Source organism: Acinetobacter sp. T63 (assembly GCF_053852345.1).
Map to the genome: position 1 here is coordinate 2,005,238 of NZ_CM132659.1, position 26,989 is coordinate 2,032,226.

At 44.5% G+C, this 26,989-nt stretch carries 22 protein-coding genes, 6 tRNA genes, 1 pseudogene and 1 other annotated feature; of the genes and pseudogenes, 19 read left to right on the forward strand and 10 right to left on the reverse strand.

Annotation, left to right across the window (positions count from 1 at the left end):
* Nucleotides 1-223: 223 nt before the first annotated feature.
* Complete coding sequence (locus tag ACVLR6_RS09650; protein ID WP_455995092.1) at nucleotides 224-1,606, forward strand: IS200/IS605 family accessory protein TnpB-related protein; 1,383 nt, start codon at nucleotides 224-226, stop codon at nucleotides 1,604-1,606.
* 31 nt (nucleotides 1,607-1,637) lie between these two features.
* On the opposite strand, the gene ACVLR6_RS09655 is transcribed toward ACVLR6_RS09650, so the two are convergent.
* The 8 genes from ACVLR6_RS09655 to ACVLR6_RS09690 form a co-directional block, all read right to left on the reverse strand.
* Nucleotides 1,638-2,876 carry an HlyD family type I secretion periplasmic adaptor subunit gene (locus ACVLR6_RS09655; RefSeq protein WP_075167724.1) on the reverse strand — a complete coding sequence of 413 codons (1,239 nt, stop codon included), beginning with the start codon at nucleotides 2,874-2,876 and terminating at the stop codon, nucleotides 1,638-1,640.
* A 59-nt stretch (nucleotides 2,877-2,935) separates the two neighbouring features.
* On the reverse strand, nucleotides 2,936-5,170 hold the full coding sequence (locus tag ACVLR6_RS09660) for a type I secretion system permease/ATPase (RefSeq protein ID WP_455995093.1): 2,235 nt from the start codon (nucleotides 5,168-5,170) through the stop codon (nucleotides 2,936-2,938).
* A 45-nt stretch (nucleotides 5,171-5,215) separates the two neighbouring features.
* Nucleotides 5,216-6,433 (reverse strand): TolC family protein, encoded by a 1,218-nt coding sequence (locus tag ACVLR6_RS09665; protein ID WP_455995094.1) that lies wholly within the window; start codon nucleotides 6,431-6,433, stop codon nucleotides 5,216-5,218.
* Nucleotides 6,434-6,961: 528 nt separating this feature from the next.
* Nucleotides 6,962-7,177 (reverse strand): transposase family protein, encoded by a 216-nt coding sequence (locus ACVLR6_RS09670; protein ID WP_455996174.1) that lies wholly within the window; start codon nucleotides 7,175-7,177, stop codon nucleotides 6,962-6,964.
* A gap of 55 nt (nucleotides 7,178-7,232) precedes the next feature.
* The gene (locus tag ACVLR6_RS09675; protein ID WP_228151496.1) at nucleotides 7,233-7,526 is read right to left on the reverse strand and encodes a DUF4298 domain-containing protein; all 294 of its coding nucleotides are present in this window, start codon (nucleotides 7,524-7,526) and stop codon (nucleotides 7,233-7,235) included.
* Nucleotides 7,527-7,746: 220 nt separating this feature from the next.
* A tRNA-Ser gene (locus tag ACVLR6_RS09680) sits at nucleotides 7,747-7,836 on the reverse strand.
* Nucleotides 7,837-7,923: 87 nt separating this feature from the next.
* Nucleotides 7,924-9,960, reverse strand: a complete 2,037-nt coding sequence (locus tag ACVLR6_RS09685; protein ID WP_171503178.1) for an NADPH-dependent 2,4-dienoyl-CoA reductase — start codon at nucleotides 9,958-9,960, stop codon at nucleotides 7,924-7,926.
* 104 nt (nucleotides 9,961-10,064) lie between these two features.
* Entirely contained in the window at nucleotides 10,065-10,418 is a 354-nt protein-coding gene (locus ACVLR6_RS09690; RefSeq protein ID WP_455995095.1) for a hypothetical protein, read from the reverse strand.
* Between the two features lie 221 nt (nucleotides 10,419-10,639).
* Between ACVLR6_RS09690 and argG the strand changes: the two genes are divergently transcribed.
* Nucleotides 10,640-11,980, forward strand: a complete 1,341-nt coding sequence (gene argG / locus ACVLR6_RS09695; protein WP_005179184.1) for an argininosuccinate synthase — start codon at nucleotides 10,640-10,642, stop codon at nucleotides 11,978-11,980.
* A 58-nt stretch (nucleotides 11,981-12,038) separates the two neighbouring features.
* Here the strand turns inward: argG and ACVLR6_RS09700 are convergent, their stop codons facing one another.
* Nucleotides 12,039-13,310 carry a GGDEF domain-containing protein gene (locus tag ACVLR6_RS09700; protein WP_168398808.1) on the reverse strand — a complete coding sequence of 424 codons (1,272 nt, stop codon included), beginning with the start codon at nucleotides 13,308-13,310 and terminating at the stop codon, nucleotides 12,039-12,041.
* 148 nt (nucleotides 13,311-13,458) lie between these two features.
* Between ACVLR6_RS09700 and pyrC the strand changes: the two genes are divergently transcribed.
* From pyrC to ACVLR6_RS09785, 17 genes and pseudogenes are all read left to right on the forward strand, one after another.
* Nucleotides 13,459-14,493, forward strand: coding sequence for a dihydroorotase (gene pyrC, locus ACVLR6_RS09705; protein WP_034597856.1), 1,035 nt, complete (start codon nucleotides 13,459-13,461; stop codon nucleotides 14,491-14,493).
* On the forward strand, nucleotides 14,478-15,137 hold the full coding sequence (gene rnt / locus ACVLR6_RS09710; RefSeq protein ID WP_075167718.1) for a ribonuclease T: 660 nt from the start codon (nucleotides 14,478-14,480) through the stop codon (nucleotides 15,135-15,137). Before pyrC ends, rnt begins: the two co-directional genes overlap by 16 nt.
* Nucleotides 15,138-15,157: 20 nt before the next feature.
* Nucleotides 15,158-15,233, forward strand: a tRNA-Glu gene (locus ACVLR6_RS09715).
* Between the two features lie 155 nt (nucleotides 15,234-15,388).
* Nucleotides 15,389-17,884 (forward strand): TonB-dependent receptor plug domain-containing protein, encoded by a 2,496-nt coding sequence (locus ACVLR6_RS09720; protein ID WP_455995096.1) that lies wholly within the window; start codon nucleotides 15,389-15,391, stop codon nucleotides 17,882-17,884.
* Nucleotides 17,885-17,967: 83 nt separating this feature from the next.
* Nucleotides 17,968-18,126, forward strand: coding sequence for a hypothetical protein (locus ACVLR6_RS09725; RefSeq protein ID WP_168382599.1), 159 nt, complete (start codon nucleotides 17,968-17,970; stop codon nucleotides 18,124-18,126).
* A 229-nt stretch (nucleotides 18,127-18,355) separates the two neighbouring features.
* Nucleotides 18,356-18,431: transfer RNA gene (locus tag ACVLR6_RS09730), tRNA-Glu, on the forward strand.
* Between the two features lie 113 nt (nucleotides 18,432-18,544).
* The gene (locus ACVLR6_RS09735; protein WP_455995097.1) at nucleotides 18,545-19,963 is read left to right on the forward strand and encodes an amino acid permease; all 1,419 of its coding nucleotides are present in this window, start codon (nucleotides 18,545-18,547) and stop codon (nucleotides 19,961-19,963) included.
* Nucleotides 19,964-20,118: 155 nt separating this feature from the next.
* The gene (locus tag ACVLR6_RS09740; RefSeq protein WP_216075269.1) at nucleotides 20,119-20,556 is read left to right on the forward strand and encodes a hypothetical protein; all 438 of its coding nucleotides are present in this window, start codon (nucleotides 20,119-20,121) and stop codon (nucleotides 20,554-20,556) included.
* Between the two features lie 76 nt (nucleotides 20,557-20,632).
* The gene (locus ACVLR6_RS09745; protein WP_160242963.1) at nucleotides 20,633-21,268 is read left to right on the forward strand and encodes a hypothetical protein; all 636 of its coding nucleotides are present in this window, start codon (nucleotides 20,633-20,635) and stop codon (nucleotides 21,266-21,268) included.
* Nucleotides 21,268-21,867: an IS607 family transposase gene (locus ACVLR6_RS09750; RefSeq protein ID WP_016659757.1), complete on the forward strand. Its 600-nt coding sequence runs from the start codon at nucleotides 21,268-21,270 to the stop codon at nucleotides 21,865-21,867. The genes ACVLR6_RS09745 and ACVLR6_RS09750 overlap by 1 nt, the downstream gene beginning before the upstream one ends.
* A gap of 3 nt (nucleotides 21,868-21,870) precedes the next feature.
* Nucleotides 21,871-22,704, forward strand: a complete 834-nt coding sequence (locus tag ACVLR6_RS09755) for a hypothetical protein (RefSeq protein WP_455995098.1) — start codon at nucleotides 21,871-21,873, stop codon at nucleotides 22,702-22,704.
* Nucleotides 22,705-22,716: 12 nt separating this feature from the next.
* Nucleotides 22,717-23,936 (forward strand): IS3 family transposase gene (locus tag ACVLR6_RS09760; protein ID WP_455995099.1). Its coding sequence is split into 2 segments (ribosomal slippage): nucleotides 22,717-22,993 and nucleotides 22,993-23,936, totalling 1,221 coding nucleotides; the frame shifts between segments, so codons are not numbered across the junction.
* Nucleotides 22,992-23,108, forward strand: a sequence feature (AL1L pseudoknot). Its footprint overlaps the gene before it by 117 nt.
* 155 nt (nucleotides 23,937-24,091) lie before the next feature.
* Entirely contained in the window at nucleotides 24,092-24,565 is a 474-nt protein-coding gene (locus ACVLR6_RS09765; RefSeq protein WP_267313269.1) for an IS200/IS605 family accessory protein TnpB-related protein, read from the forward strand.
* Nucleotides 24,566-24,571: 6 nt separating this feature from the next.
* Nucleotides 24,572-24,984 (forward strand): annotated as a pseudogene (locus ACVLR6_RS09770) (alpha/beta fold hydrolase); the annotation flags it as partial.
* 133 nt (nucleotides 24,985-25,117) lie between these two features.
* Nucleotides 25,118-25,193 (forward strand) — tRNA-Glu (locus ACVLR6_RS09775).
* Nucleotides 25,194-25,217: 24 nt separating this feature from the next.
* Nucleotides 25,218-25,293 (forward strand) — tRNA-Glu (locus tag ACVLR6_RS09780).
* A 44-nt stretch (nucleotides 25,294-25,337) separates the two neighbouring features.
* Nucleotides 25,338-25,413: transfer RNA gene (locus ACVLR6_RS09785), tRNA-Glu, on the forward strand.
* Nucleotides 25,414-25,669: 256 nt separating this feature from the next.
* Here ACVLR6_RS09785 and ACVLR6_RS09790 read toward each other — a convergent pair.
* A complete protein-coding gene (locus tag ACVLR6_RS09790) occupies nucleotides 25,670-26,914 on the reverse strand; it encodes an NADH:flavin oxidoreductase/NADH oxidase family protein (RefSeq protein WP_075174999.1) in 1,245 nt (414 codons plus the stop codon).
* Nucleotides 26,915-26,989 lie beyond the last annotated feature (75 nt).

Sequence of the window (26,989 nt, forward strand, 5' to 3'; positions counted from 1 at the left end):
TATTTTAGATATACTTCATAATGATAGAAGAGTAATTAACTATAACTAAAAATATAGACAAATATTTTCATAAGTGCTCATTTTGTCTATGTCGACTCAGTAGTGGCAAGGTGGGTATTTATTAGAGATTTAAATGATTATCTTTTGTATTTTAGGTGAGTGTCTTGGTATATTAGCATCCATATCTATTGATTATCCAATCCCTTAACCTAGGCATGACTTTGTGAAATTAACACGCATTCATCACTGTAAAAACTTGAATGTGCAAAAGTACAAACAGCTTGAGAAACAAGCTGTTTTACTTGGTCGTATTCGTAGCGAGGTGTGGGCTAAATATGGTGCTATTTCAGGTTTGAATATCAGTGACAGAGCTATTCGTGATGCGTGGATGAAAGAAAGTCGTGACTTTGGTGTTTCTGCAAATGCGTGGAAAGAAACGCTACGTGATTGCATAGGTGATATTAAAGCCTATCGAGAAGCATCAAAAGACAAAGTAAAGCAGGCGATCCGAAAACGCACCTCCTGTAATAATGAACAAAAAAGACTATACACCTTGCTTAAAAAAGATGAATGGATGACTGATAATTTCCTCCATCGTCAAATGCGTAATCACTTTAAGCATGGTGTTAATCACACACATAATCAAATTATTGTTCGTGCGGATATGTGTAAAACTTTTGAGTTAAATGGTCAATGTTGGCTTAAAGTGCCGAGTCTAGTCCCTCGACAAACCATTAAAATTCCACTAAACACCACTGTTGATTTTGCGCCACAAGGCACACTTAGAATCATTCTAAAAAACGGTAATGTTGAAGTTCACTCAACTTATGATGCAGTTGAAACACAGGATTGTGGTCAGGAAACCGTAGGTGTTGATAAAGGTTATTCAGAAGCCTTTGTGGATTCTGATGGTGAAGTATATGGCAATGGTTTAAGTAAATTGATCTCAAGTGAATCAGACTACCTAAATCAAAAGTACAAACGTAGAAATAAGCTCAGAGGGATTTCTAAAGCCAAACCGCACAAGAAACAGAAAATTGAGTTAAATAATCTAGGTCGAAAAAAACTAGATAAGCGACAAGATACTCAAAAAGCAAAGCTCAAAACATTAATATTTACAGCAACTCACAAGTTGGTTGATAAAGCCAAAGTGATTGTTGCGGAAGATTTAACATCCCCAATTCAAAGTAAACGCAACTATGGCAAAAACACCAATAGACGCTTAAATACATGGGCTAAAGGTTTGTTAGCTAATGCCCTAACTTCTATATCTCACCGTAGAGGTTCTACGGTGCATCTAGTCAATTCTGCATATACTTCGCAAAGTGATTCTTTCTTGCATGGCCTTTTAATAGGTACACGTAAGGGAGATCGTTTTCACCGTTTCAATGGGGAAGTTGTGCAAGCTGATTGGAATGCTGCGAGAAACGTGCTTGCAAGATTAAACGACAATGAGATAAGTCGTTATACGCCTTACAAAACTGTAAAGCGTATATTGCAAGAACGGACTGACCGCTACAAGTCGGAACTGACCGACTCAGGCTCTAGTTACACGCTTGGCAACAAGACATTAACAGAGTGCGAATTAGTCCTTGAGTATGTTTGAATACATTTTAAGGAACAGAAAGGATAATGCCTTAGCGCTCCTGTAATGCTTGCTTCATTCGTGTGATCGGTTTAATCAGGTATTGCAGAATGGTTTTTTCACCAGTTTTAACATCCACACTCGCAATCATGCCTGGAATAATCGGCATTGGTTGACCATTTTTATCGGTCAAAGCATTCTGGCTAGTTTCGACCAAAATCCGGTAGTAAGCTTCATCTGGATTCAAATTCAGCTCACTTGGACGGGTTTTATCACGTAAGGTATCTGGACTGATTAAAGTGACTTTGCCTTCAAGTCCACCATAAAGTGAATAGTCATAAGCAGTAATTTTTACAATCGCATCTAAACCTGGACGTACAAAAGCAACATCCTGAGGGCGAATATAAGCTTCTACCAGCAATTTATCATCCAGCGGAACAATTTCCATAATATCCTGTCCCGCCTGAACCACACCACCGACCGTATTGATTTTAATGTTTTTCACAATCCCCCGTAATGGTGCGCGTATTAAACTACGGTCTACCGGGTCGGCTCGCATCGCCATATTTTCTTTGGCCTGTGCCAGTTCAGATTCAATCCGTACCAGTTCATTGTTGGCTTCTGCTGCATACTGATTGCGTTTGTCATCTATTTGCAGGGCCAGGTCCGAAGACTGGCGACGCATACGTAACAATTCAACCTCGGACATTACTCCTTCTGCCACCATTGGTGCAGTAATAGCTATCTCACGGTCTAGCATCGACTTGCTGGTTCTTAGGCCAGACACTGCATCTTCTACCGCACGGCGTCGTGCTTCATAGGCAGCACGCTCACGGCGCTGTAAGTCTAAACTAATCCCTGCGGGAAACTGTATCGCAGTACCATAAGATTCCGCACGTAAACGTGCCGCCATGGCTTCTAGGTTAGCAACCTTGGCTTCACTTTCACGTAATACCGCGGCACTTCTTGTATCGTCCAAGGTTAATAAAATTTGCCCTTTTTCAACTACATCCCCTTCACGCACCCGCATCTCTTTAATGGTGCCAGGATCAAGACTTTGTACAATCTGTTCACGGCTAGTCGGAATTACACTGCCTTGTCCACGCGTGACTTCTTCGACCGTGCTGTTATAGGCCCAAATCACAAAGACCACTAAAAACACGAACAGCAAACCAATCACCCAAAACAGCCCTGTATGCTTTTCTTTTTGCAAAGCTGCATTCAGATCATTAACCAGCTTCAGGTCTTTGGAATGTATCTGCTCAGATGACGGAGCTTGTTTATCTTTCATACATCTTTCTCAATTATTGCAGGCGATGTCACAGGGGTATTTTGCTTCACACTGTTGGCTTAACCATTTTCAGAGGTGGCTACAGTATCGGAATTTGGGGTCACTGCCTGGCTCACTTGAGCAGAACTGCTCGCCCCTGCAGGTCGAATCACGCGTGGTGCAGTCATACGCGCTTTTTGTTCGTTGTGCGCCAGCTTTTTCAGCACAGCATCACGAGGACCATCCATCACAATTTTGCCCTGATCCACCACCACAATCCGATCTACAATACTCAGCACCTGCATACGATGTGTCACCACCAACAGGGTTTTGTCTTTACACCATTGCCCTAATGCTTTCAGGGCTTTCTGCTCGGTGCCCTGATCCAATCCTGTGGTTGGTTCATCTAACAGCACCACTTTAGGATGGCGTAAAGTTAAACGGGCCAGCGCAATAATTTGTTTTTGTCCGCCGGATAAGCCTTGCCCATCTTCACCCAATGGCATATCCAGACCTTTAGGATGGTTTTGGATCACCTGCTCTAAACCAAAGCATTTCAGTGCATTGAGTAAATCCTGATTGCCTGTAAAGCCATCTTGACGTGCCAAATCTAAATTTTCACGTAAACTGCCTAAAAACAACCGTGGAGATTGTCCCAGCATGGCAATTTGATTACGCACAAAATTCGGATCAAGTTGGCGTAAATCCACCCCATCCAAAGTGATATTGCCCTGACTCGGCTCTAACAAACCACTGGCCAGTTTAAGCAAGGTGGTTTTACCACTGCCAATTTTGCCCAAAACCCCGACTTTCTCACCCGGTTTCAGCTGCAATTGCACGCCTTTGACCACCTCTGGCGTATCATCCTGATATTTAAAGCTCACCTGTTGCAGATTTAACTCACCGGCCACATGCTCCAGACTAATGTATTCACGTTCTGGGTCACGCTCAATTTTACGGTCAATAATACTTTGCAAACCTTGCATGCCGACTTTGGCTTGCTGGAAGCGAATGGCCAGATTGGCAATTTGTGCCAGTGGTGCCAGTGCACGCCCTGAGAGGATTACTGCAGCAATCAAGGCACCCATGGTGATTTTAGAATTAGCATCTGGACTATGAATTAAATAGGTACCGACAATCACCAGCAGTACCGTATTCAATTGTTGAACCCCGACAGAGAAATTCACCACAAAGTTGCTTAAATCACGGGTTTTAATACTGGATGCTGCACTACGGGCGGTATAAAAATCCCACTTTTCTTGTGCCCAGCTGGCGGCATTATTGGTTTTTAAGGTTTCAATCCCTTCAATTGCTTCAACTGCTAGACCTTGACGCTGTGCACCTTCACGCATTGATTCATTAATAAAACGTGCCAATGGACCTTGGGCTAAAAAACCAACCAGCATCACAATAGGAATCAGAATTAATGGCACCAAAGCCAACTTACCAGCGATGAGCCAAATGACCGTAATGAACAGCAATAAGAACGGTAAATCCACCAACACCAATAAACTGGCGCTGGTCATAAAATCACGTACCGACTCAAATTCACGCAAGTTATTGGCATAGGCCCCCGATGACGCAGGCTTTTCCGATAAATCCAGACTCATCACCCGTCTAAAAATAGCAGAACTAATGATCAGGTCGGCTTTTTTACCGGCAATATCGGTTAAATGCCCACGAATCATTTTAGCCACAAACTCAAACAGAATGGCTAAAACTACCCCAATACTGAGTACCCATAACGTTTCATAGGATTTATTCGGAATCACACGGTCATAGACATTCATCACATACAATGAACTGACCAAGGCCAAAAAGTTGATAATAAAAGTTGCTAAAATCACCTGATAATAATAGAAACGGAAACGCCAGATGACTTTCCAGAACCAGGCTTTCGGCATGTGATATTCAGGTAGCTCTGAACGCAAATCACTGGCCAATTTGGGCTTAATAAACCAGCAATATCCCAAATACAATTCACTTAGTTGGGCTTGTGTCAGCTGTTGTTTTAAGCCATCAGTCTGCTGAATTTGATACACCCGCTCATCACCCACCCCTTCAATTTTGGTAATGACAGCTGCATTTTCATCGTGTAATACAATCACTACAGGCATTGCTAAAGATGGAATATCCTGCAAACTGCGTTGCGCCAAAGTGTTGTCAAAACCATGGGTTTTTAAAACCTCACTCAGCGAATGATAATTCACCTGCAGGTTCTGATCATGGGTCACCTGTGCCATTAAGGTCGCTACAGAAATAGGCGTTCCCAAAAGCTGAGTAACCAAGGCAATATGTTCAATGATGGATTTCATGATCGTTTTAACAACCCTTCTGCTGTGACAAGAGTGGGATTAAAATTAAGGCTGTGCCTTCCAGTTTGAATGAGGTGCAGCCATCGTCCAGCTTGAAATTTTGCCTTGCGCACGTAAATACGCCAAAGCAGCCATACGGAAATCATTTTGTGCCGTCACATAGGCCATTTCTACCGCCGACAGTTCATTATAAGCATTTAAAACATCAACCAAGGTTTTACGTGCAATCTTAAATTGTTTTTCATTGGCCACGACTACATCACGTGATGCTGCAATTTGTTGCCGGCTAATGTCCATTTTTTGCTTGCTTTGAAACATATCAATTTCTGCAGTGCGGGCACGCTCTTCAATATCACGTTGAATTTGTCCTAATCGTGCCTGTGCAGCCACAATCGACTGCCCACCCTGCTCTACTGAATATTTGGCGCCCTGATTAAACACATCCCAAGCCATACTCAAATAGATCTCTCGGTCTTCAGTGGTGACATTACCTTCCAGATTAATACTTGGGTAGCGTTTAGTTTGACGATATTTATGTTCTGAGCGAAGACTGTCTAATTCCGCTTGTTGTGCCTGAAATGAAGGATGTTGACTGCTATCGCTCAGGCTATAACGCTCCACCACATCTGTCACACTAAAATGGGCAAAAGGATCACTTAAACCTTCGGGATTAATATTCGGGGTATATTTTTTTAAATTGCTTAAAGCAAAACCAAGCTCACGCTGCAAACCACTAATCATATGCTCGACCTGCATTTGTCGTGCTTTGGCTTGAATAAGTTCAGAACGGCGTCCCTGGTCATATTGCACAATAATGCCAATATCGCGGGTAAATTTATTATGGCGCTCCAAACTGCGGTTTTGTACCGCTAAAGATTCCTGGGCACGCAAGGCTTTAATATATTCACTGCCAATGGTGTAACCCAGTTCTTCTGCTGTTTCACCCGTTTTTTGCTGATAGTAAACAGATTTATTTTTATCTCGCTCGACCTGGGCACGAATTGCTCCAAACGAGTACAAGTTTAAAGTTCCTCGCAATCCCGGAGTCAAATCTTCACTGGTGTAATCAACACGGTTTTCATGAGATTGACCAAGGATCTGATTGGCCGTGACAGCCAGAACAGGATAATGCAAGGCCTGCGATTCTTTGACTTTACTGATAGCGGCCTGCTCATTGGCTTGTGCCTCAATGATTAGCGGATCTTGCTGTAAAGCCATTTTTAAAATCGTTTGCAGCTCTGCAGCCTGGGCAAGGGAACTCAAACACAATGCGGTGAAAAGAATCTTTGCAGCATCTCCACCAATCTGTTTTGCAAACACTTTACACTTGTTCATACGTGACAAAATGAGTAGATAAATGATTCAAGACATCCCCGGTATTTAAGCCCGTAAATTCCATAAAAGTATGCGATGGCTGTAAAAGTTTGATGGATTTCATAATTCTTTCCAATTCCCCCAAATGTGTCAACCATTTTTAAGCTCTTCTTTACCTTATCTTCTAAGACTTTTCCAATAGATTCAAATGATTTCATCACATCTAGCCAAATGGAATAATCCCTTAGTTTGAATTGTTCAAGGCATTGATTGATCAGCGTTACTGGTTATCATTGATATAACATTCTATTTAAATCATGATTTATTTAATGATCATGTATATAATTATCCAAATACTCAACTCTATTCTATTTTTCTTTCAAATCATTTTCTATCAAATAGATTTTTTAATTAATATATTGCCATTAAACAAATTGCAGCTAAATTATGACTAATATATTAGAATTCTTTCATAAGTCATTTTTTACTCAGTTCCATATTATAGATTCCCGCAATTAAATTGAATCTCAAACCAAGTCTTTTACCTCGGTTGCGATATCGCTCGGTAAGGATTTTGAAGGTTTTTAAACTACCAAATACATGCTCAATGCCAATTCTTCTTTTATTAATTTCTTGATTGTAAAGCTTTAGCTCAGGAGTCAGTTTGCAACGTTTTTTGCTTTTAATGGCAATAGACTATTTGGATACACTACGTAAATCCCTTGATAGGGCGGCTTTAAAAATAAAATTAGCTTTCCAGTATTTTTAAACTGAGTCGCATCAGTTGCAAAGCCAGCTGTTTACGCTCATCCAGGCCGTTCCACAAGGTATCTTGACCCAAAATAGAATAATGCCCTTCGCCACACTTAATTTTTAGATCCTGCTCTACATCCTGCAGCCACTGTTCACTCTGATAATATTCCTGCAACTGTGACCAGAGCTGCTCTGCTTGCTGTAATTGCTGCTGGGTCTGCTCCAGCTGCTCCATCAAGTTACGCCATTGTTCATATTTCTGCTGCAGCAATTGAGGATCGAATTTCATCATACCGCCCTGTGTTGTCTTTCTTCTTTTAAGTGTAAAGGATGCAATGCGGGGGATGAATGGTGGTTATGTCACTGGGCAGTCTATAGTTTAATAATGTTTGACGTGCTCAACATCTGGAAATTTATCTGCCGAAATACCGCAAACGAAGATATTGATTAATCCAACCAGAATCAATATGCATAAAAAAAGCCCTGACATTGTCAGGGCTTTTTGAATTTGGCGGAAGCGGTGAGATTCGAACTCACGGAGGACTCACACCCTCGTCGGTTTTCAAGACCGGTGCATTAAACCGCTCTGCCACGCTTCCATGTGCGCCATAATACGAAGCTTTTTTCCATCTGACAAGTAAAAATTACATTCAAGTGACTCAAATGAATATTGTTTCATCAAATGTTTAAAGTTTGGCGGCCAATTCAGCACCTTCGCGAATGGCGCGCTTGGCATCCAGTTCCGCCGCCAGTTTTGCCCCGCCAATAATGTGATACTGCGCCAAGGTCTGCTGGCCATTTTCCGGCATAATCTCTTTGACCGATTCCTGCCCGGCACAGACCACCACGGTATCGACTCGCAATAACTGGTCATGGCCATCCATTTCTACCCATAAGCCTTCATCACCAATGGCTTTATATTGCACCCCGCGTAACATGCGTACGCCGTGCTTTTTCAGTTGTGCACGATGCACCCAGCCGGTGGTTTTACCTAAGCCGGCACCCAATGGCGTGGTTTTACGCTGCAACAAATAAATTTCACGCACAGGGGGATGAATTTCCGGTGCCTGCATACCGCCTTCAGATACATAGTGTGGATTTAAATCGACGCCCCACTCGCGTTTCCAGTCCTCCACAGGTTGCGGCTGTGGCTGCTGCTCCGGTTTTAATAAAAACTCGGACACATCAAAGCCAATGCCGCCAGCGCCAATTACCGCCACTTTATGACCGACAGGCGCGCCATTCAGCACTTCGGCATAAGACAGAACTTGGGGTAAATCGCTGCCCGGAATATTGAGTGTACGTGGCACCACACCAGTGGCAACAATCACCTCCTCAAAACCTTCACGTTCCAGCTGCTCGCGGTTAACTTTGGTATTCAGACGTACATCTACGCCAGTTTTTTCCAGCTGCACCTTAAAATAGCGGATGGTTTCGTGGAATTCTTCTTTGCCCGGAATCACTTTGGCCAGATTAAACTGCCCGCCGACATCGGCATTAGCTTCAAATAATGTCACCTGATGACCACGGCCTGCAGCCACCGTTGCAGCAGACATACCAGCGACTCCACCGCCCACCACGGCAATTCGTTTTGGCTGTTTGGTTTTAACATAGACCAGTTCGGTTTCATAACCTGCACGCGGATTGACCAGACAGGTCGCGCGCTGGTTTTTAAAGGTATGATCCAGACAGGCCTGATTACAGGCAATACAGGTATTGATTTCATCGACCCGGTTGGTGGCTGTTTTATTGACCCAGAAAGCATCGGCCAGTAAAGGACGCGCCATCTGAATCATGTCGGCTTTGCCCGCTGCCAGAATTTCTTCGGCCGTATCTGGCATATTAATCCGGTTAGAAGCAATCACCGGAATCGACACTTGCTGTTTCACGGCTGCAGTGTAATCGACAAACGCCGCGCGCGGCACCGAAGTCACAATGGTCGGAATACGCGCTTCATGCCAGCCAATACCGGTATTCAGTAAAGTCACACCGGCCTGTTCCAAAGCTTTGGCTACCGTGATGACTTCATCCATAGTGTTGCCATCATGTACCAGATCCAGCATCGACAGACGGAAACAGATAATAAACTTATCGCCAATTTCTGCACGAATGGCTTTGACAATTTCCACAGCAAAGCGCATTCGGTTTTCAATCGGGCCACCCCAACGGTCATTGCGCTGATTGACATGACGGCTTAAAAACTGGTTTAGCAAATAGCCTTCAGAACCCATGATTTCCACGCCATCATAACCGGCTTTTTTGGCCAGACTGGCGGTTTTCACATAGTCCTGAATGGTGTTTAAAATCTGTTTATCGCTGAGTTGGCGCGGTTTAAATGGTGAAATTGGCGATTTAATCGGGCTAGCCGACACCACAAAAGGCTGATAGCCATAACGGCCGGCATGCAGAATCTGCAACAGGATTTTGGCGCCATGCTTATGTACCGCATGTGTCACCAGTCGATGCGGTGCAATATCCCCCAAGGTATTCATGGTGCCGCCGGCCGGTAATAACCAGCCCTGACGGTTCGGGGAAATCCCGCCCGTAATAATCAGGCCAACGCCGCCTTTGGCACGCTCACCAAAATAGGCCGCCAGTTTCGGATAATTATAAAAACGGTCTTCCAGACCGGTATGCATGGACCCCATCACCACCCGGTTTTTCAGGGTAGTAAAACCTAAATGTAATGGACTGAGCAGATGTGCATAGCTTGTTGTCATCATGTATTCCTGTACGCTGGCTTTGCAACTTGTTGCATAATACTGTAGCGATTTTTTATTATTTGTTTATGGCATTTTCAAAAAATTATCATGACAAACTGCCAATGTCAGTTCTGCCACTGCTTGCTGCTGCTTTTCCATAGCGCAATTGCACCGAGCACCGTGCCAATTGGAAAGCTTAATAACATTAGCACGGCCAAAATACGCGACAGTGTGCGTCCTTCACCATTGCCCCGTTTCACTTTTAAACAGGCGCTGATATTCAGATAAATCAACAGCAGCATCAAGGCCATCACAATCACTAAATTGACTGTGGCAATACTGCGCTGCTGATATTCCAGATACAGGAACACCACCGCACTAAAACTGAGTAAACCGGCATAAATACCATGAACCAGCGCCAGGGTTTCATTGCGGTTATTGTTGGGGATCAATGGGGGCGGTGTGACATTGGGCTGCATCGGCATTTCCTCTCTAGGGTTATGAATTGTTCTATCATACTCAAGCCAGGAATGGGCTGCTGTGGCCGAAAATAAACTGAAACCGATGAAAAAAGTCTAACTTTTTTCAGAAAGCAAATTTTTCAGAAAACATCGTTTCGGAAAAGTGCTACAATAGCGCCATTTTCGAATTCTCCTTGGCCACCATTTTGGTTGCCTATATTCATAAGTTAGGACTCGCAATGACTGATAATGCAACGATCTTGCAAAGCGTACCAGTAGGCAAAAAAGTGGGTATCGCCTTCTCTGGTGGTCTAGATACTTCTGCTGCTTTATTGTGGATGAAACAAAAAGGCGCTGAACCTTATGCCTACACAGCAAACTTGGGTCAGCCAGATGAAGATGATTACGATGCTATTCCGAAGAAAGCAGAAGCCTATGGCGCAGTAAAAGCACGCTTAATCGACTGCCGTTTACAGCTTGCACTTGAAGGTATTGCTGCAATTCAGTGTGGCGCGTTCCACATTTCAACAGGTGGTGTGCCTTACTTCAACACCACACCACTAGGCCGTGCAGTTACTGGTACCATGCTGGTTACAGCGATGAAAGAAGATGACGTGAACATCTGGGGTGATGGTTCAACCTATAAAGGTAACGACATCGAGCGTTTCTACCGTTACGGCTTACTGACCAACCCGGCGCTCAAAATTTACAAGCCGTGGTTAGACCAGACCTTTATTGATGAGCTAGGCGGCCGTGCAGAAATGTCACAGTTCCTGATCGACAACGGCTTCGACTATAAAATGTCAAAAGAAAAAGCCTACTCGACTGACTCGAACATGCTGGGTGCAACGCACGAAGCCAAAGATCTGGAATACCTGAATGCCGGTATCAAGATTGTTGAGCCAATCATGGGCGTTGCGTTCTGGAAAGATGACGTTGAAATTGCACCTGAAGAAGTTTCAATTACCTTTGAAGAAGGTTTCCCGGTTGCACTGAATGGCCGTCGTATCGAAGATCCGGTAGAGTTCATTCTGGAAGCCAACCGCATTGGTGGCCGTCACGGTCTGGGGATGTCGGATCAGATCGAAAACCGTATCATTGAAGCGAAATCTCGTGGTATTTACGAGGCTCCGGGTATGGCGCTGCTGCACATCGCTTACGAGCGTTTAGTGACAGGTATTCATAACGAAGACACCATCGAACAATACCGTATTAACGGTTTACGTTTAGGCCGTTTACTGTATCAAGGCCGCTGGTTCGATTCTCAAGCACTGATGCTGCGTGAAACTGCACAGCGTTGGGTTGCAAAAGCCATTACTGGTACAGTGACTTTAGAACTGCGTCGTGGTAATGACTACACGATTATGAACACTGAATCTGAAAACCTCACCTATGAAGCTGAGCGTTTGACCATGGAAAAAGGTGATTCAATGTTCACGCCAATGGATCGTATTGGTCAGTTAACCATGCGTAACCTGGACATTACCGATACCCGTCAAAAACTTGGCATTTATACCGGTGCTGGTTTACTGGCCGTGGGTACAGGTTCTGCTGTTCCACAATTAAAAGACAAGAAATAAGTTGTCTCTATGAAAAAACCGCCTTCGGGGCGGTTTTTTTGTACTTGCTGTTTGGGATTTATTCTAAACCTTGCAGAATATCGCTGACCTGCGCGGTCTGATAATAAATCTGGTTCCGGCCGAGTTTTTTCGCCCGGTACAGCGCCTGGTCGGCACGGCTAATCAGATCATCCTTGGAAATCTCGAGCTCGCCTTTATACACGGTAAAACCCAGGCTGATGGTAATAATATCGGATACACTGGATTTTTCATGCGGAATGGCCAGCCGTTCAATTGCCCTAAAAATATTTGACGCCACCGCATAAGCACCATGCGCATCGGTTTCAGGCAGCAACACCACAAATTCTTCGCCACCATAGCGCGCCACAAAATCCATATGCCGGATCGCGTCTTTAATGGATTTGGCCACTGATGAAATGACTTCATCACCTTTTTGATGGCCATAAAAATCATTAAACAGCTTAAAGAAATCGACATCAATAAATAGCAAGGACAAGGGCCGTTCATCATGCCGCGCCTGCTCATAATAGCTGTTCAGCATTTCATCAAAGTTGCGCCGGTTCGACACTTTGGTCAGTGCATCATGCTGGCTTAAATGCAGCAATTCTTCACTGTTAATCCGGTTAATTTTCTCGCCGAGTTTCGCCTGCTGCATCACCAGAAAGATCATCCGCTCTCGGGTACACAGCATTTTACTCATTAAAAAACCCATCACTACGCTGCCGATGAGCACCCGCGCCATCACCATCACATCAATTGGAATGTAAAAGGTAAACAGCATGACCATGGTCATGACTGCCGCCATTAATCCGGTCAGCAGCATATGAAATGGTTTTACCCCGGTCAGCACATAGCCCATGATGTAAATGATACAGATGATCATCATGGCCTGATATTTCAGTGCTTCGGTATACACGGTCATGGTGAGCCAGGTCATCGACAGGATGGCCCAGAACACCAGCGCCATGGCGGCATAGGCAAAATAGCGCCGCAGGATTTTATAATGGGCAAAGAAAAACAGCGTCAGCAGACACAGGCCACCATTGAGTAGCCCGAGCAGACAGCGGATAAAATCATGCCAGAAATGTTGCGGCTGGATAATCCAGTAATCCCCGGGAATGACCAGCATGGTCAGAATAAAATAGACCAGCACCCCCGACCAGAAATACTGGTTAATATTATGCCGGGCCCGCTCCAAATACTGCTGCCAGAATTCCTGTTCCAGCTGTTTCGGAAACACCTGACCCGCGCTGCGTCGTTGCCGGGTAATCAGTGCCTCTATTTTTTCCTTGTCGTATTGCAATTGGACAAGCTTATATTTGTATTCCATTGACATAAAATATAATTTTTATAGTCGCTCAAAAATAACACAAAATGATAAAAATTAATTCAATATAAGGCATCTTTTGTCTAGATTTGACGTTATCATTGTCAGGTTTATAGATTATCATTCCATTTATTTTTCGATCGGCATCACCTTGAATACGATTACTCTTTTACAGCCAGATGACTGGCATGCTCACTTACGTGACGGTTTAGCATTAAAACGTACAGTTCCAGATCTTGCCAAACAGTTTGCACGTGCGATCTGTATGCCGAATCTTGTCCCGCCTGTAAAAACCGTGGAAGAAGCGATCAGCTATCGTGAACGCATTATGGCGCATGTGCCAGAAGGCGTGGCGTTTGATCCGCGCATGGTACTGTATTTCACCGATCAGACTTCGCCAGCCGAAGTGAAAAAAATTAAAGACTCCGAGCATGTCAATGCCATCAAGCTGTATCCGGCCGGTGCAACCACCAACTCGGACAATGGGGTCAGCGACATCCGTAAAGTCTATGCGGTGATTGAACAGTTAGAAGAACATCAGGTGCCGCTGCTGTTACACGGCGAAGTAACCCATCAGCATGTCGATATTTTTGACCGTGAAAAACGCTTCCTCGATGAAGTGTTGGCACCTTTATTAAAACAGTTCCCGAAACTGAAACTGGTGCTAGAACACATCACCACCAGCGAAGCAGCGCACTTTGTTCTGGAGCAGGACCGCAACGTGGCCGCTACCATTACTCCGCAACATTTGCTGTTTAACCGCAATGACATGCTGGTTGGTGGGGTTAAACCACACTTCTACTGCCTGCCTATTTTAAAACGTCAAACCCATCAGCAGACTTTGCTGGAAGTGGCGACCAGTGGCAATCCGAAATTCTTCCTCGGAACCGACAGCGCGCCGCATTCTAAAAATGCCAAAGAAAATGCCTGCGGCTGTGCCGGCTGCTATAGCGCACCAACCGCCATTGAGCTGTATGCGCAAGCCTTTGACCAGGTCGGTAAACTGGACCGCCTAGAAGGTTTTGCCAGCCACTTTGGCGCAGACTTCTATGGTTTGCCGCGTAATACTGGTACGATTACCCTGGTTAAAGAAGACCAAGTGATTCCTGCAAGTTTAGACTATTTGGATGGTGAACAAATTGTTCCGCTATATGCCGGTCAAACCATCCAATGGAGAAAAGTGTGACAGACGAAACTCTACCTTTAATTGGTCAGCGTTTCCGTGGATTCTTACCTGTTGTGGTCGATGTCGAAACAGCAGGTTTTAATTCGCAAACCGATGCCTTACTTGAAATAGCCGCCATTCCGATTGTGTTTAATGCGGAAGGCCATTTTGTTCCGGGTCAGGCCTATCATGCGCATATTAATCCGTTTGAAGGGGCCAATCTGGACCGTCGTTCACTCGACTTTATCGGGATTGATCCGTTCAACCCGATGCGTATGGCCATGGCTGAAGATGAAAAAACGGCGCTGAAACGTATTTTTAAATCCGTGAATGAAGTGCGTCGCCAGCAAAACTGTACTCATGCAGTGCTGGTCGGCCACAATGCGCATTTTGATCTGGGCTTTTTACAGGCGGCCATTGCCCGTACCAGTACCAAAAACCAGAATCCGTTTCATAGCTTTTCCGTACTCGATACCGTAACCTTAAGCGCAGTGATGTTCGGTCAAACGGTACTGGCCAAATCCTGTATTCAGGCCGGCATTGAATTTGATGGCAAAGAAGCGCACTCTGCCCTGTACGACACACAAAAGACCGCGGAACTGTTCTGTTATATTTTAAACAAACTCACCCCGCATCTACTTGACACCTTGGTGGCGGATCAATAAGATACCGCCATCTTCTAAACGTCCCTATCGTCTAGAGGCCTAGGACATCGCCCTTTCACGGCGGTAACCGGGGTTCGAATCCCCGTAGGGACGCCATCTACATTTCTCTCCTCCTCCTCTTTTATTTATTCTTCTTTGCACAGCACTGTTGTTTATTTAAGCTATTATTGCAAATAATTCTCATTTCTATTGATTAAGCCCATCAAGTTAATGATAATCGCTTGCATTATCTTTTACAAAAAACACATCTCATGCGTTTTGCCTATTCCAGCTTGTCTGTGGCCATTTTAAGCAGCTTCAGCTCCCTTAGTTTTGCTGAACAGATTCAAGAATCAGAACCTATCACCCTCTCTCCCTCGCTCAAACTGTCGACCATTGTGGTCGAGGCCAAAGATGAAAATGCGCTGGGAAAAACGGTCTATAATCAGGAAGATTTAAAGAAAAGCCCGAATAGCAGCAAGAACATCACCGAATTTTTAAAGGTGAATCCGAACGTGCAGCTCGGTCACCGCTTTCGCAGCAGCTTGCAGCAAGGTGAACTGAACGCGGCCGATATCAGTATTAATGGCGGATTGGCTTACGATAACAAGATTCTGATCAATGGCCTCTCCATCAACAATACGATTAATCCGGTGGGCGCACAGCAATCCAATCATCCTAACCAGCTGATGGGCAATTCACAGGCCGCTGCCATCAATACCGACCTGCTGTGCAAACTGACCGTGTTAGACAGTAATATCGGGGCGGAATATGGAGAATTTACCGGTGGCGTGATTTCTGCCGAAACCTGCGCTCCGCAAACCGAAATTGGTAAAATTCACGGTTCGCTCAGTTATGACTACACCTCGGATGCCTGGTCAAAAGTCAATTTCCCCTCTCAGGACAGCCGTGATGCTTTTGAAGATTCGAGCGATGAATCGGCACAGCCCTACTTCACCAAACAGGGCATCAGCCTGAACAATTATGGCCGGCTCAGTGAACAATGGGGTTTTAATGCCTTTGCTTCATACCGGCATTCAGCCATTCCCTTAAAAACAGATTTTGCCGAATCAGGGCAATTTGAACAGCAGCGTCAGGCCCGCAATGCCGGTGTGGAATTATTTTATGATCCCTCTGAACGTACTTCGTTTAAGCTGGGTGCGAGCTTTTTGGAAAATGATGGACTGTATTTTAAATCCAATATCCGTGATTCTGAATCGACCCAGCACTCGAACAGCCAGAACCTGTATTTTAATCTGAACAACCAGCTCGACAGTGTCTTGCTGACCCAGCAGCTGAACTATCAACGCCAGCAAGCGGGACGTCAGGCTGCCCAGAATCACTATAGCTGGCTCAACTCGAGCAGCAAAAACTGGGGCAAGGACAAATATAGCTTTGAAGGTCATATGGGCGCCTTAAACCAGCAAGAAAGCCGGCTGGAATACACCATTAAAGCCCTGTTTGAGCCGATTGAAACCGCATCTTTACGGCATCAGTTTAAAATCGGGGCCGGCTATGGCCATTATAAAGCCTACTGGCAACGTCCTGAAACTGCCCACGTATATGCTACGCCTTTAAATTTAAACGGTGCCGACTGCCAGTCTGATAATGGTACAAGTTATGATGCCTGTGATACTGCACCGAGTCTGGATGGTAAATATCAGGGCCAGTATTTAAGTAGCAAAACCAGCTATTATGCCGGTCAACTGGATATCCGTCAGGATCGCTGGCATGCCTTTATTGAAGACCAGATTCACTGGAATCACTATCTGACCGCGACCCTGGGCTTCCGGAATGACTATGACTCCATCCATAAACAGAACAATGTTGCCCCCAGAACTGCACTAGAAATCCGTCCTTTGGGCAATGAACGCCTGATCCTTTTGGGTGGCTGGAACCGCTATTACGGGCTAAATGCGTTTGTGAATGAACTGAATGACCGGATTGACCAGTTTGAGCAAAAATATACACGCGCGCAGCTGGAACAAGGCTGGACACCCAAAACCGCAGGAAACACCAGTTTCACCTATCGTTCCGAGCTAAAAACCCCGTATAGCGATGAAACCGTACTTGGCCTGAGTTCCAAACTGAACAATACCGCATTCAGCCTGAAATGGGTCAACCGTGACAATCAGGACCAGTTACGTAAAACCAAAATGAATCTGGAAGATCTGAGTTATAGCTATGACAATCGCGGGCGCTCTGCATCCGATATTTATTCGCTTTCCATCCGTAATCTGGCGCCACTGGCATTTTTAGGCGCACAACATCGTCTGGCCCTGAATGCAGACTATACCGAAACCACGCGCAATTTTGATCATTACGACAGTACCGATATTCTGACCGCCACCCCGCAAGTCTATTATAAGGGGCAACTGATTGATGCCGAGGATCGCCCTGCCCATGAGTTTCATGTGCCGTGGACCGTGCGTCTGAACTGGGAGATGCAGTTTGACCGCCTGCCGCTAACGCTCAGCCATTTCCTGAGTTATCAGGGTAAAGTTGATGCCCTAAAACGTGAGGCCAAAGGCTATACCGACGCACAGGGCGTGCAGCATGATGCCTATACGCCGTACACCACCCAGAACAAGTTTTATTGGGACTTAAAAGCCAGCTACCGGATTCCATCTTTTAAAAATACTCAAACCATTTTGGGTCTGACTATTAACAATGTCACCAACCGCGCCAACAGCTTTATTGACAGCAGCGGCAGCGCCCAGCCCGACATTGGCCGGCAGTTTATTGCCGATGTGACCTTTAAATTCTAGCGTGGAAATATGCACAGGCTTGCACTTTTAGACTGTGCATCCGCTATAATTGCAGTAATTTCCCATGCTTTTTTTATAAGACAATGTTAAAAAAGATTTTTCTGGTCCTGATTATTTTGCTGCCTTCGGTGCTTTATCTGTACATTGTGTCGCGTGATAGCAAAGCACCGCAAGCGCCCGCACCGGCTGAACAGGCCGCGCCGCAACCACAAGCACCTGAGTACCAAACCCCGGACCACTAAACGTGGTCTTTTTTATCTCCGGTGCGGTGGGTCGTGCAGATGCTCATGGGTTAAAATCCGGTGCAGATTGAAGTGCTTATTAAAAACCAGGCGGCCATCATCAAACGATAAATTTTCCAACAGCCTAAACAGATACTTTTTAGACAAATAAATCCAAATCATGGAATTATTCCCGTCATCAAATTGACATCTTTGGGGCAAATCCCTAATATAGCCCTCACCTCGCAACGTCCCTATCGTCTAGAGGCCTAGGACATCGCCCTTTCACGGCGGTAACCGGGGTTCGAATCCCCGTAGGGACGCCATCTAAATCGCGCCAGACGATTACTTCTAACCCAATTGTTTTGATTATTGATTGCAGATTTGTAGTTTTTCTCTACAATAGCCTGCTTCTCTATTCTTTTATTCTCCTACTCTTATGCAGACATCTCATTCTCCGAATGATGCTACGCATCAGGGCAATTCTGCGCCTTTAAAACGCGCTATGAGTACTCGACATCTGGTTATGATTTCACTTGGTGGTGCAATCGGAACCGGTTTATTTTTAGGTTCGGGTGAAGTCATTGCACAAACGGGGCCTGTAGGTGCCATTCTTGCTTATTTTCTGGGCGGCGTGATCGCTTACATGGTTATGCTGTGTTTGGGCGAACTGGCTGTCCATATGCCTGAATCCGGTTCTTTTGGTGCTTATGCCAAACGTTATATTGGACCCGGAACAGGCTATACCGTCACCTGGCTGTACTGGCTAACCTGGTCAATCACCCTGGGGACTGAATTTACCGCAGCCGCCCTACTGATGCAGGAGTGGTTCCCGCACATCTCGATGTGGTTATGGACCATTATTTTTGGGGTATTTGTCTTTACCTTAAATATGGTGTCTAGCCGCTGGTTTGCTGAATCGGAATTCTGGCTGGCACTGGTCAAAGTCGTGACCGTGGTGGCCTTTATTCTGCTCGGTCTGCTGGCCATTTTCGGCGTGATCGGCTATCAGGGCTATGAATCTGCGCCGCTGTTTAGCAATTTAACCGCACAGGGCTGGTTCCCGGAAGGTTTATTCCCGATTTTCACCACCATGCTGATTGTGAACTTTGCCTTCTCTGGCACCGAACTGATTGGTGTGGCCGCTGGTGAAACCAAAGACCCGGCCAAAAACGTTCCAAAAGCCATCAACACCGCGATTTTCCGCCTGCTGATTTTCTTTGTCGGAACCATTCTGGTGGTGACTGCGTTATTGCCGCATCAGGAAGCCGGTCTGGCCGCTGAGGGCGTGAGTAGCAGTCCATTTGTGACCGTGTTCCAGCACATCGGGATTCCATACGCAGAAGATATTATCCGCTTCGTGATCATTACCGCCTTACTGTCTGCCGCCAACTCAGGTTTGTTTGCAGCATCGCGGATGATGTGGTCATTGTCGTATCAGAAGCAGTTGCCGCAGGTTTTCTCCAAGGTCAACTCGCGTGGTATTCCTTATGTGGCAGTGATGGTCACCATGCTGGGCGCAATGCCAGGCTTGCTGTCTGAGCAGTTTGCACCTGAGCTGATTTTTACCAACCTGCTCGGTATTGCGGCCTTTACCATGGTGGTGGTCTGGATGAGTATCTGCTTAAGTCATTTCAACTTCCGCCGTGAATGGTATAAACAGGGTCGTAGCGTGAAAGAGCTGGGCTTTGCCGCACCATTGTTCCCGATTGTGCCAATTCTGGGCTTTGTATTCTGTCTGATTACCTGTTTGAGTATGGTATTTGATCCATCCATGCGCATCAGTTTCTTTGGCTGTTTAATCTTTATTGCAGCCTGCTATATCAGCTATTACCGTTTTTATCATAAAAAAATCTGATCAGGATTTGCAGTAAAGAGCGGCCCCGGCCGCTCTTTTTTTATCTATACTGTTAAATAAAGCCATTCTTATTCACATGCTGGCCCTACAATGAATATTATTTGCATTCATGGGATGAATCAGTAACACCAGACTGCCGATTCACTGCGTCGACTGTGGTTATCAATACTGGAGCAGGGTTTAAAACGCAGCCAGCAGTCCCATTTTTTGCCGATTTAAAACAGGCCATCTGTATGCCGTTTTATGGCGATTTGCTCTCCAAACATCATCTGCAAAACACTTTAAATGCCAGCACCCTGATGCCGCAGCACTGGCCGCATTTTCCACTGCTGCATCCAGTCAAAATTCAAAAACCGACCACAGTGGTGGAAGAACATCGCCCCGGCGATTGCAATATTCCGCATCTGCAAGTCTATGATGCACTTAACTTTAACCAGAAACTGAAATGGCTTAGTGCTTTAAGCCGGGATATTGCACTGCGTGATTTTGCCCGGCTGATCAATTATTTTCCCAAACTGCATGCCAGCTTGTTGCATAAATTTCTGGTCGAAGCCTATTTATACCTGGCCGATCCGCATTTTATTCAAGAGTGATTTATAGAAAATAATTATATTGACAAATATAGTCAAACATATACAATTTAGGTATTAAATTTTAAAAAAACTTGCAATGAAATACTTGACTGAAAGCTTAAAGAAAGTAGAGCAAGACCTTGCTTATTTTGTATCCCCTGAAAATAAAGATGGGTTTATTAAGGAATTTGCATCATGGGTCTATGGTGAGTGGTCAAAGAATGATTTCTATGAAACCGATATAGTAGATTTAGGCTATGATTGTTCTTCGCACCCTGAAAAAACAAATCAATCGCTCTCCGATAAATGCCCCACCTATGCAGAATTTATTAATGCAAATACAGGTGTGTCGGTATGTACTCACATTTCAGGTCATGGGATGGGCTGTGAAGAATACTCGGAAAAACTTGGAGAGATTTTTGGAGATGCTTGTGCTAAAAAACTAGATGAATTAGCTGAGCAATACAAATTGGAAGTGCCTGAGAAATATAAAAAATATGGCGACAATATTCGTGAAATGATTTTTGGTGAATGGGTTGATCATCGTGAAGATTTTGAGCTTTATGAAGTGTGCGACAGCATTTTGGTAAAATATGGCTATCTTGGAGATGAGAGTGAACAATACTCATGTCCTATATGCGCTGTTGATCATAATGGTGAATACATCTATCAGGATAAAATATTTAAAAACTACACATTGGAGGACTTTAAGAAACTAACGGAGATTAAATAATGTATTCTCCTGCTAAATTCGGTGAAATGATTGGGAAGTCGGTTAAAACTCTACAAAGATGGGATGCCGAAGGTATTTTGGTTGCATGTCGAAATCCTAAAAATCGCAGATACTACACGCACGATCAATACCTTGAATATATCGGTATAAAAGCAACGGAAGCTAAATCATCAGTAATTGTTTATTCAAGGGTATCTAGTGTTGCTCAAAAGCCCGATTTAGCTAATCAGGTGTCAGCTTTAGAAACTTTTTGTACTGTAAATGGCTATGCTGTTGATGATTGGGTGTCAGAGGTTGGAAGTGGTTTGAATTATAAAAGAAAGAAATTCAATCAGCTTTTTCTTGATATTGAAATGGGTAAAGTTTCAATGCTTGTCATCGCTCACAAAGACCGTTTGGTGCGTTTTGGTTTTGAGTGGTTTGAATCTTTTGCTGAAAGACATGGTTGTAAAGTTATTATTATGAATCAAGAATCTCTTTCCCCAACGGAAGAAGTAACACAAGACTTGTTAGCGATTATTCATTGTTTTTCCTCTCGACTTTACGGATTAAGAAAATACAAAGAAAAAGTTAAAGAATTAGTGAACATCAAGGAATAACTTTTGAAACTAACACGCATCCACCATTGTAAAAACTTGAATGTGCAAAAGTACAAACAGCTTGAGAAACAAGCTGTTTTACTTGGTCGTATTCGTAGCGAGGTGTGGGCTAAATATGGTGCTATTTCAGGTTTGAATATCAGTGACAGAGCTATTCGTGATGCGTGGATGAAAGAAAGTCGTGACTTTGGTGTTTCTGCAAATGCGTGGAAAGAAACGCTACGTGATTGCATAGGTGATATTAAAGCCTATCGAGAAGCATCAAAAGACAAAGTAAAGCAGGCGATCCGAAAACGCACCTCCTGTAATAATGAACAAAAAAGACTATACACCTTGCTTAAAAAAGATGAATGGATGACTGATAATTTCCTCCATCGTCAAATGCGTAATCACTTTAAGCATGGTGTTAATCACACACATAATCAAATTATTGTTCGTGCGGATATGTGTAAAACTTTTGAGTTAAATGGTCAATGTTGGCTTAAAGTGCCGAGTCTAGTCCCTCGACAAACCATTAAAATTCCACTAAACACCACTGTTGATTTTGCGCCACAAGGCACACTTAGAATCATTCTAAAAAACGGTAATGTTGAAGTTCACTCAACTTATGATGCAGTTGAAACACAGGATTGTGGTCAGGAAACCGTAGGTGTTGATAAAGGTTATTCAGAAGCCTTTGTGGATTCTGATGGTGAAGTATATGGCAATGGTTTAGGTAAATTGATCTCAAGTGAATCAGACTACCTAAATCAAAAGTACAAACGTAGAAATAAGCTCAGAGCGATTTCTAAAGCCAAACTGAACCGTACCGGGTTTGTCGGAGACCAACTTTCTTGAGAGAATGTTCCAATGACAAAACCAAAATATACCCCTGAAATCAGAGAAAGAGCGGTTCAATTATTGATTGAATCCGAAAAAGATTATCCATCGAATTGGGCTGCGATCACAGCAATTGCGCCTAAGATTGGTTGTACTCCTGAAACACTTCGTGTTTGGTATCAAAAATATTTAGATAAACAAAATCCAGTTAAAGTACAGCAGCTTTCAGACCAAGAACGTATCAAACAACTCGAACGCGAAAATAAAGAACTGCAACGCGCCAATGAGATTCTACGTAAAGCAGCCGCTTTTTTCGCCCAGGCGGAGCTCGACCGCCCACACAAATAATGGTGGATTTTATCCATAACAATAAAGATCGATATGGTGTTGATGCGATTTGTAGGATTTTACCGATCGCAGCTTCAACCTATTACCGAACTTTAGATCTCGCTGACAATCCAGAACATCGAGCGAAACGAGATCTACATGATGAGCATCATGCTGAACAAATTCAACGAATTTGGAAAGAAAGTTCAGGTCGATATGGTGTGCGTAAGGTCTGGCAACAATTGAAACGTGAAGGTTATGTTATCGCACGTTGTACAGTTGCTCGATTGATGCAGAAGCTAGCTATACAAGGTGTTTGGCGTGGTAAGAATAAACAAACCACCCGTAGCCGAGATGATCAAAAAAGAGCAGATGATTTAGTGAAACGTAATTTTAATGCTGATCATCCTGACCAACTGTGGGTGAGTGACTTTACGTATATTCAAACTCATTCAGGCTGGGTCTATACCGCCTTTATTATTGATGTGTTCTCACGAGCAATTGTTGGATGGAAAGTATCTACACGGATGAATACAGATATGGTGCTCGATGCACTTGAGCAAGCATTGCATGATCGAGGCATGCCAAAGAATGTGATTCATCATTCCGATAGAGGTGTTCAATATCTTTCTATTCGCTATACCAATCGTTTAGAAGCTGCAAATTTACGAGCATCAGTCGGTACGACTGGTGATTCATACGATAATGCTTTGGCTGAAACGGTGAATGGCTTATACAAAACAGAGGTGATTGAATATTTAAAAGCAGATTGGCAAGGTTTAGCAGATGTACAACTTGCGACACTAAACTGGGTAGATTGGTTCAATAAAAAGCGTGTACACAGTGCACTGGGTTATGTATCGCCTTTTGAGTTTGAAGCAATGTACTATGATAAGATTAACCCGTTAGGTCAGGTGGCCTAACTTAAATAAAAAAGTCTCCGACAAACCCGGTACGGTTCAAACCGCACAAGAAACAGAAAATTGAGTTAAATAATCTAGGTCGAAAAAAACTAGATAAGCGACAAGATACTCAAAAAGCAAAGCTCAAAACATTAATATTTACAGCAACTCACAAGTTGGTTGATAAAGCCAAAGTGATTGTTGCGGAAGATTTAACATCCCCAATTCAAAGTAAACGCAACTATGGCAAAAACACCAATAGACGCTTAAATACATGGGCTAAAGGTTTGTTAGCTAATGCCCTAACTTCTATATCTCACCGTAGAGGTTCTACGGTGCATCTAGTCAATTCTGCATATACTTCGCAAAGTGATTCTTTCTTGCATGGCCTTTTAATAGGTACACGTAAGGGAGATCGTTTTCACCGTTTCAATGGGGAAGTTGTGCAAGCTGATTGGAATGCTGCGAGAAACGTGCTTGCAAGATTAAACGACAATGAGATAAGTCGTTATACGCCTTACAAAACTGTAAAGCGTATATTGCAAGAACGGACTGACCGCTACAAGTCGGAACTGACCGACTCAGGCTCTAGTTACACGCTTGGCAACAAGACATTAACAGAGTGCGAATTACTCCTTGACTATGTTTGACTACATTTTAAGGAACAGGTACACAGCCGGATTTATGCCCAGCTCTGTCAGGATAACACCCATATTATTCTGGCGCATTCCTTAGGCACGGTAATTGCCTATAATCTGTTAATTCAGCATCCGGAACTGAATATTGCACGCTTTATTACCCTCGGTTCGCCGCTGGCCTTTCGGGTGATTCAGAAGCATTTACAACAGCCGATTCAGCGCCCCACTGCCCTGCATGGCGACTGGATTAATTTTTATTCTCCGGATGATTTTCTGACCGCCTTTCCACTGTCGGAACCACCGTTTTTAAACCGGCCATTCTGAACCAGCAGGTACAAACTCCGGTAGATCGTCCTCATGAAGTCTATGGCTATTTACAGCATCCCCAAGTCTTAGAGGCCTTGGTCGAGTTACTGCCAGAAAGTGCTTAAATTGAGGGAATTTTCACCTGATTTATGCAAATTGTTCTAAATTTATTCGCTTAAAAGCCTTGCAGCCAGAAAATTGTAGAAAAGCGTTTGACACCCTCCTTTTTTCACCCTAATATACGCCCACCTCTGAAACGTCCCTATCGTCTAGAGGCCTAGGACATCGCCCTTTCACGGCGGTAACCGGGGTTCGAATCCCCGTAGGGACGCCAATTTCAGAAGTAATATTTTATTAAGTCCCTATCGTCTAGAGGCCTAGGACATCGCCCTTTCACGGCGGTAACCGGGGTTCGAATCCCCGTAGGGACGCCACTTCTTACAATCAAAAGAAGCGGTTTAAAATATTCTTCTGCACTGTCCCTATCGTCTAGAGGCCTAGGACATCGCCCTTTCACGGCGGTAACCGGGGTTCGAATCCCCGTAGGGACGCCATATTCGGGTCACACACGTGATTCATAAAAAAGCCCAAGCATTGCGACTTGGGCTTTTTTATTGCTGCAACTTTTTATTTGTACAGAACGGGAGCTAGGAAAAATACTATCACCCGTTTAAAACAGTCATACCACCTGCACCCAGATCCTCATCCACTTCATACAATCTCCTGTGAATATGGATGGAAATGCTCAAAAAGGCTGAATAAAGCGTAGATGGGGAATCGGGATGGATCACCCTCATTCCCCATTTCTGTTTAGGCCGATTTACGCGAGTTAATCTGTCCTTTAATGACTGCAGTCAAATTGCCTTTTAAATATTTAAAAAATACTTTTAAAGGCGAGAGTTTTGGATTCGGCTGTTTGCCTTGGGCAATGTCCTTGAACTGCGCGGCATACCAGATAATTTCCATAATTGCCATTTTATCAACCAGTGGAATGCCGGTCTTAATTTTATCGACACCATAACGCACGTCTTGCCCTGCCAGCAAACGATGTGCCAGATCTGGCTCTACCGCAAATGGGCGAGCAATCCCGATAAAATCACAGGCGCCGCTGGCCAGTGCCGTATTCATGCCTTGTACGGTCCGGAAACCGCCGGTCACCATTAAATGACAACGAACTTCCTGGCGGATCCGCTCCGCAAACTCCAAGAAGTAGGCTTCACGCGCTAAAGTCGAGGCTTTGCGTTTTTCCGCTTTTACTCCGGCCATGGCCGGTGCTTCATAAGTCCCCCCCGATACTTCAATCAGGTCAATTCCGGCAGCATCAATCGCTTTAAAGACCTGAATCACATCTTCCTCACTAATACCACCGCGCTGGAAATCCGCCGAGTTCAGCTTGACTGAGATGATAAAATCTTCAGAGGTCGCAGCGCGCACCGCCTGATAAATTTCCAGCAAAAAGCGCATCCGGTTGTCAATCGAGCCACCCCAACGATCTTGGCGTTTATTGGTTAGCGGTGATAAAAACTGGCTGATTAAGTAGCCATGTGCTCCATGCAGCTGCACCCCTTCAAAACCGGCCTGCTCACAGATCTGCGCTGCACGGGCAAAGCGCTGGATAATATCAAGAATCTCATCTTCACGCAGTTCACGCGGTGTGCCAAAGGTGGTGGCCAAGGCCGGGCTAAACGGTACGGCGGAAGGCGCGACGGTTTCTTTGTTCAGGCCTTTCGGACATTGCCGTCCCGGATGCGACAGCTGCACCAGTTGCACCATGCCATACTGCTTGCCAATCTGTGCCCACTGTTGCAACTTGGCCAGATCACGTTCTGATTCAATGGCCACCACGCCCGGTTCATTTTTGGCACGAATATCCACCATGACATTGCCGGTAATGGCACAGCCCAGCCCACCCTTGGCCCAGGCCTCATATAAGCCCAAATGTAACTGGTTCGGCTGACCAGCCGTATTGGCCAGCGCCTCACTCATAGCGCCTTTAATGATGCGGTTTTTAAATGTGGTCTTTCTAATTTGAAGCTGATCTGCAATCTGGCTCATTGGTCAATCCTGACATTGTGGTCTAGAGCAAATACTCCATTGAATTACCCCAATGGTCAAGCAAATTTTGACAAC

Excerpts from the sequence above, each read along its gene's own strand:
- ACVLR6_RS09655 (WP_075167724.1), bottom strand. The coding sequence starts at position 2,876 with ATGAAAGATAAACAAGCTCCGTCATCTGAGCAGATACATTCCAAAGAC.
- ACVLR6_RS09660 (WP_455995093.1), bottom strand. The coding sequence starts at position 5,170 with ATGAAATCCATCATTGAACATATTGCCTTGGTTACTCAGCTTTTGGGA.
- ACVLR6_RS09675 (WP_228151496.1), bottom strand. The coding sequence starts at position 7,526 with ATGAAATTCGATCCTCAATTGCTGCAGCAGAAATATGAACAATGGCGT.
- ACVLR6_RS09685 (WP_171503178.1), bottom strand. The coding sequence starts at position 9,960 with ATGATGACAACAAGCTATGCACATCTGCTCAGTCCATTACATTTAGGT.
- ACVLR6_RS09690 (WP_455995095.1), bottom strand. The coding sequence starts at position 10,418 with ATGCAGCCCAATGTCACACCGCCCCCATTGATCCCCAACAATAACCGC.
- argG (WP_005179184.1), top strand. The coding sequence starts at position 10,640 with ATGACTGATAATGCAACGATCTTGCAAAGCGTACCAGTAGGCAAAAAA.
- ACVLR6_RS09700 (WP_168398808.1), bottom strand. The coding sequence starts at position 13,310 with ATGGAATACAAATATAAGCTTGTCCAATTGCAATACGACAAGGAAAAA.
- rnt (WP_075167718.1), top strand. The coding sequence starts at position 14,478 with ATGGAGAAAAGTGTGACAGACGAAACTCTACCTTTAATTGGTCAGCGT.
- ACVLR6_RS09720 (WP_455995096.1), top strand. The coding sequence starts at position 15,389 with ATGCGTTTTGCCTATTCCAGCTTGTCTGTGGCCATTTTAAGCAGCTTC.
- ACVLR6_RS09725 (WP_168382599.1), top strand. The coding sequence starts at position 17,968 with ATGTTAAAAAAGATTTTTCTGGTCCTGATTATTTTGCTGCCTTCGGTG.
- ACVLR6_RS09735 (WP_455995097.1), top strand. The coding sequence starts at position 18,545 with ATGCAGACATCTCATTCTCCGAATGATGCTACGCATCAGGGCAATTCT.
- ACVLR6_RS09745 (WP_160242963.1), top strand. The coding sequence starts at position 20,633 with ATGAAATACTTGACTGAAAGCTTAAAGAAAGTAGAGCAAGACCTTGCT.
- ACVLR6_RS09750 (WP_016659757.1), top strand. The coding sequence starts at position 21,268 with ATGTATTCTCCTGCTAAATTCGGTGAAATGATTGGGAAGTCGGTTAAA.
- ACVLR6_RS09790 (WP_075174999.1), bottom strand. The coding sequence starts at position 26,914 with ATGAGCCAGATTGCAGATCAGCTTCAAATTAGAAAGACCACATTTAAA.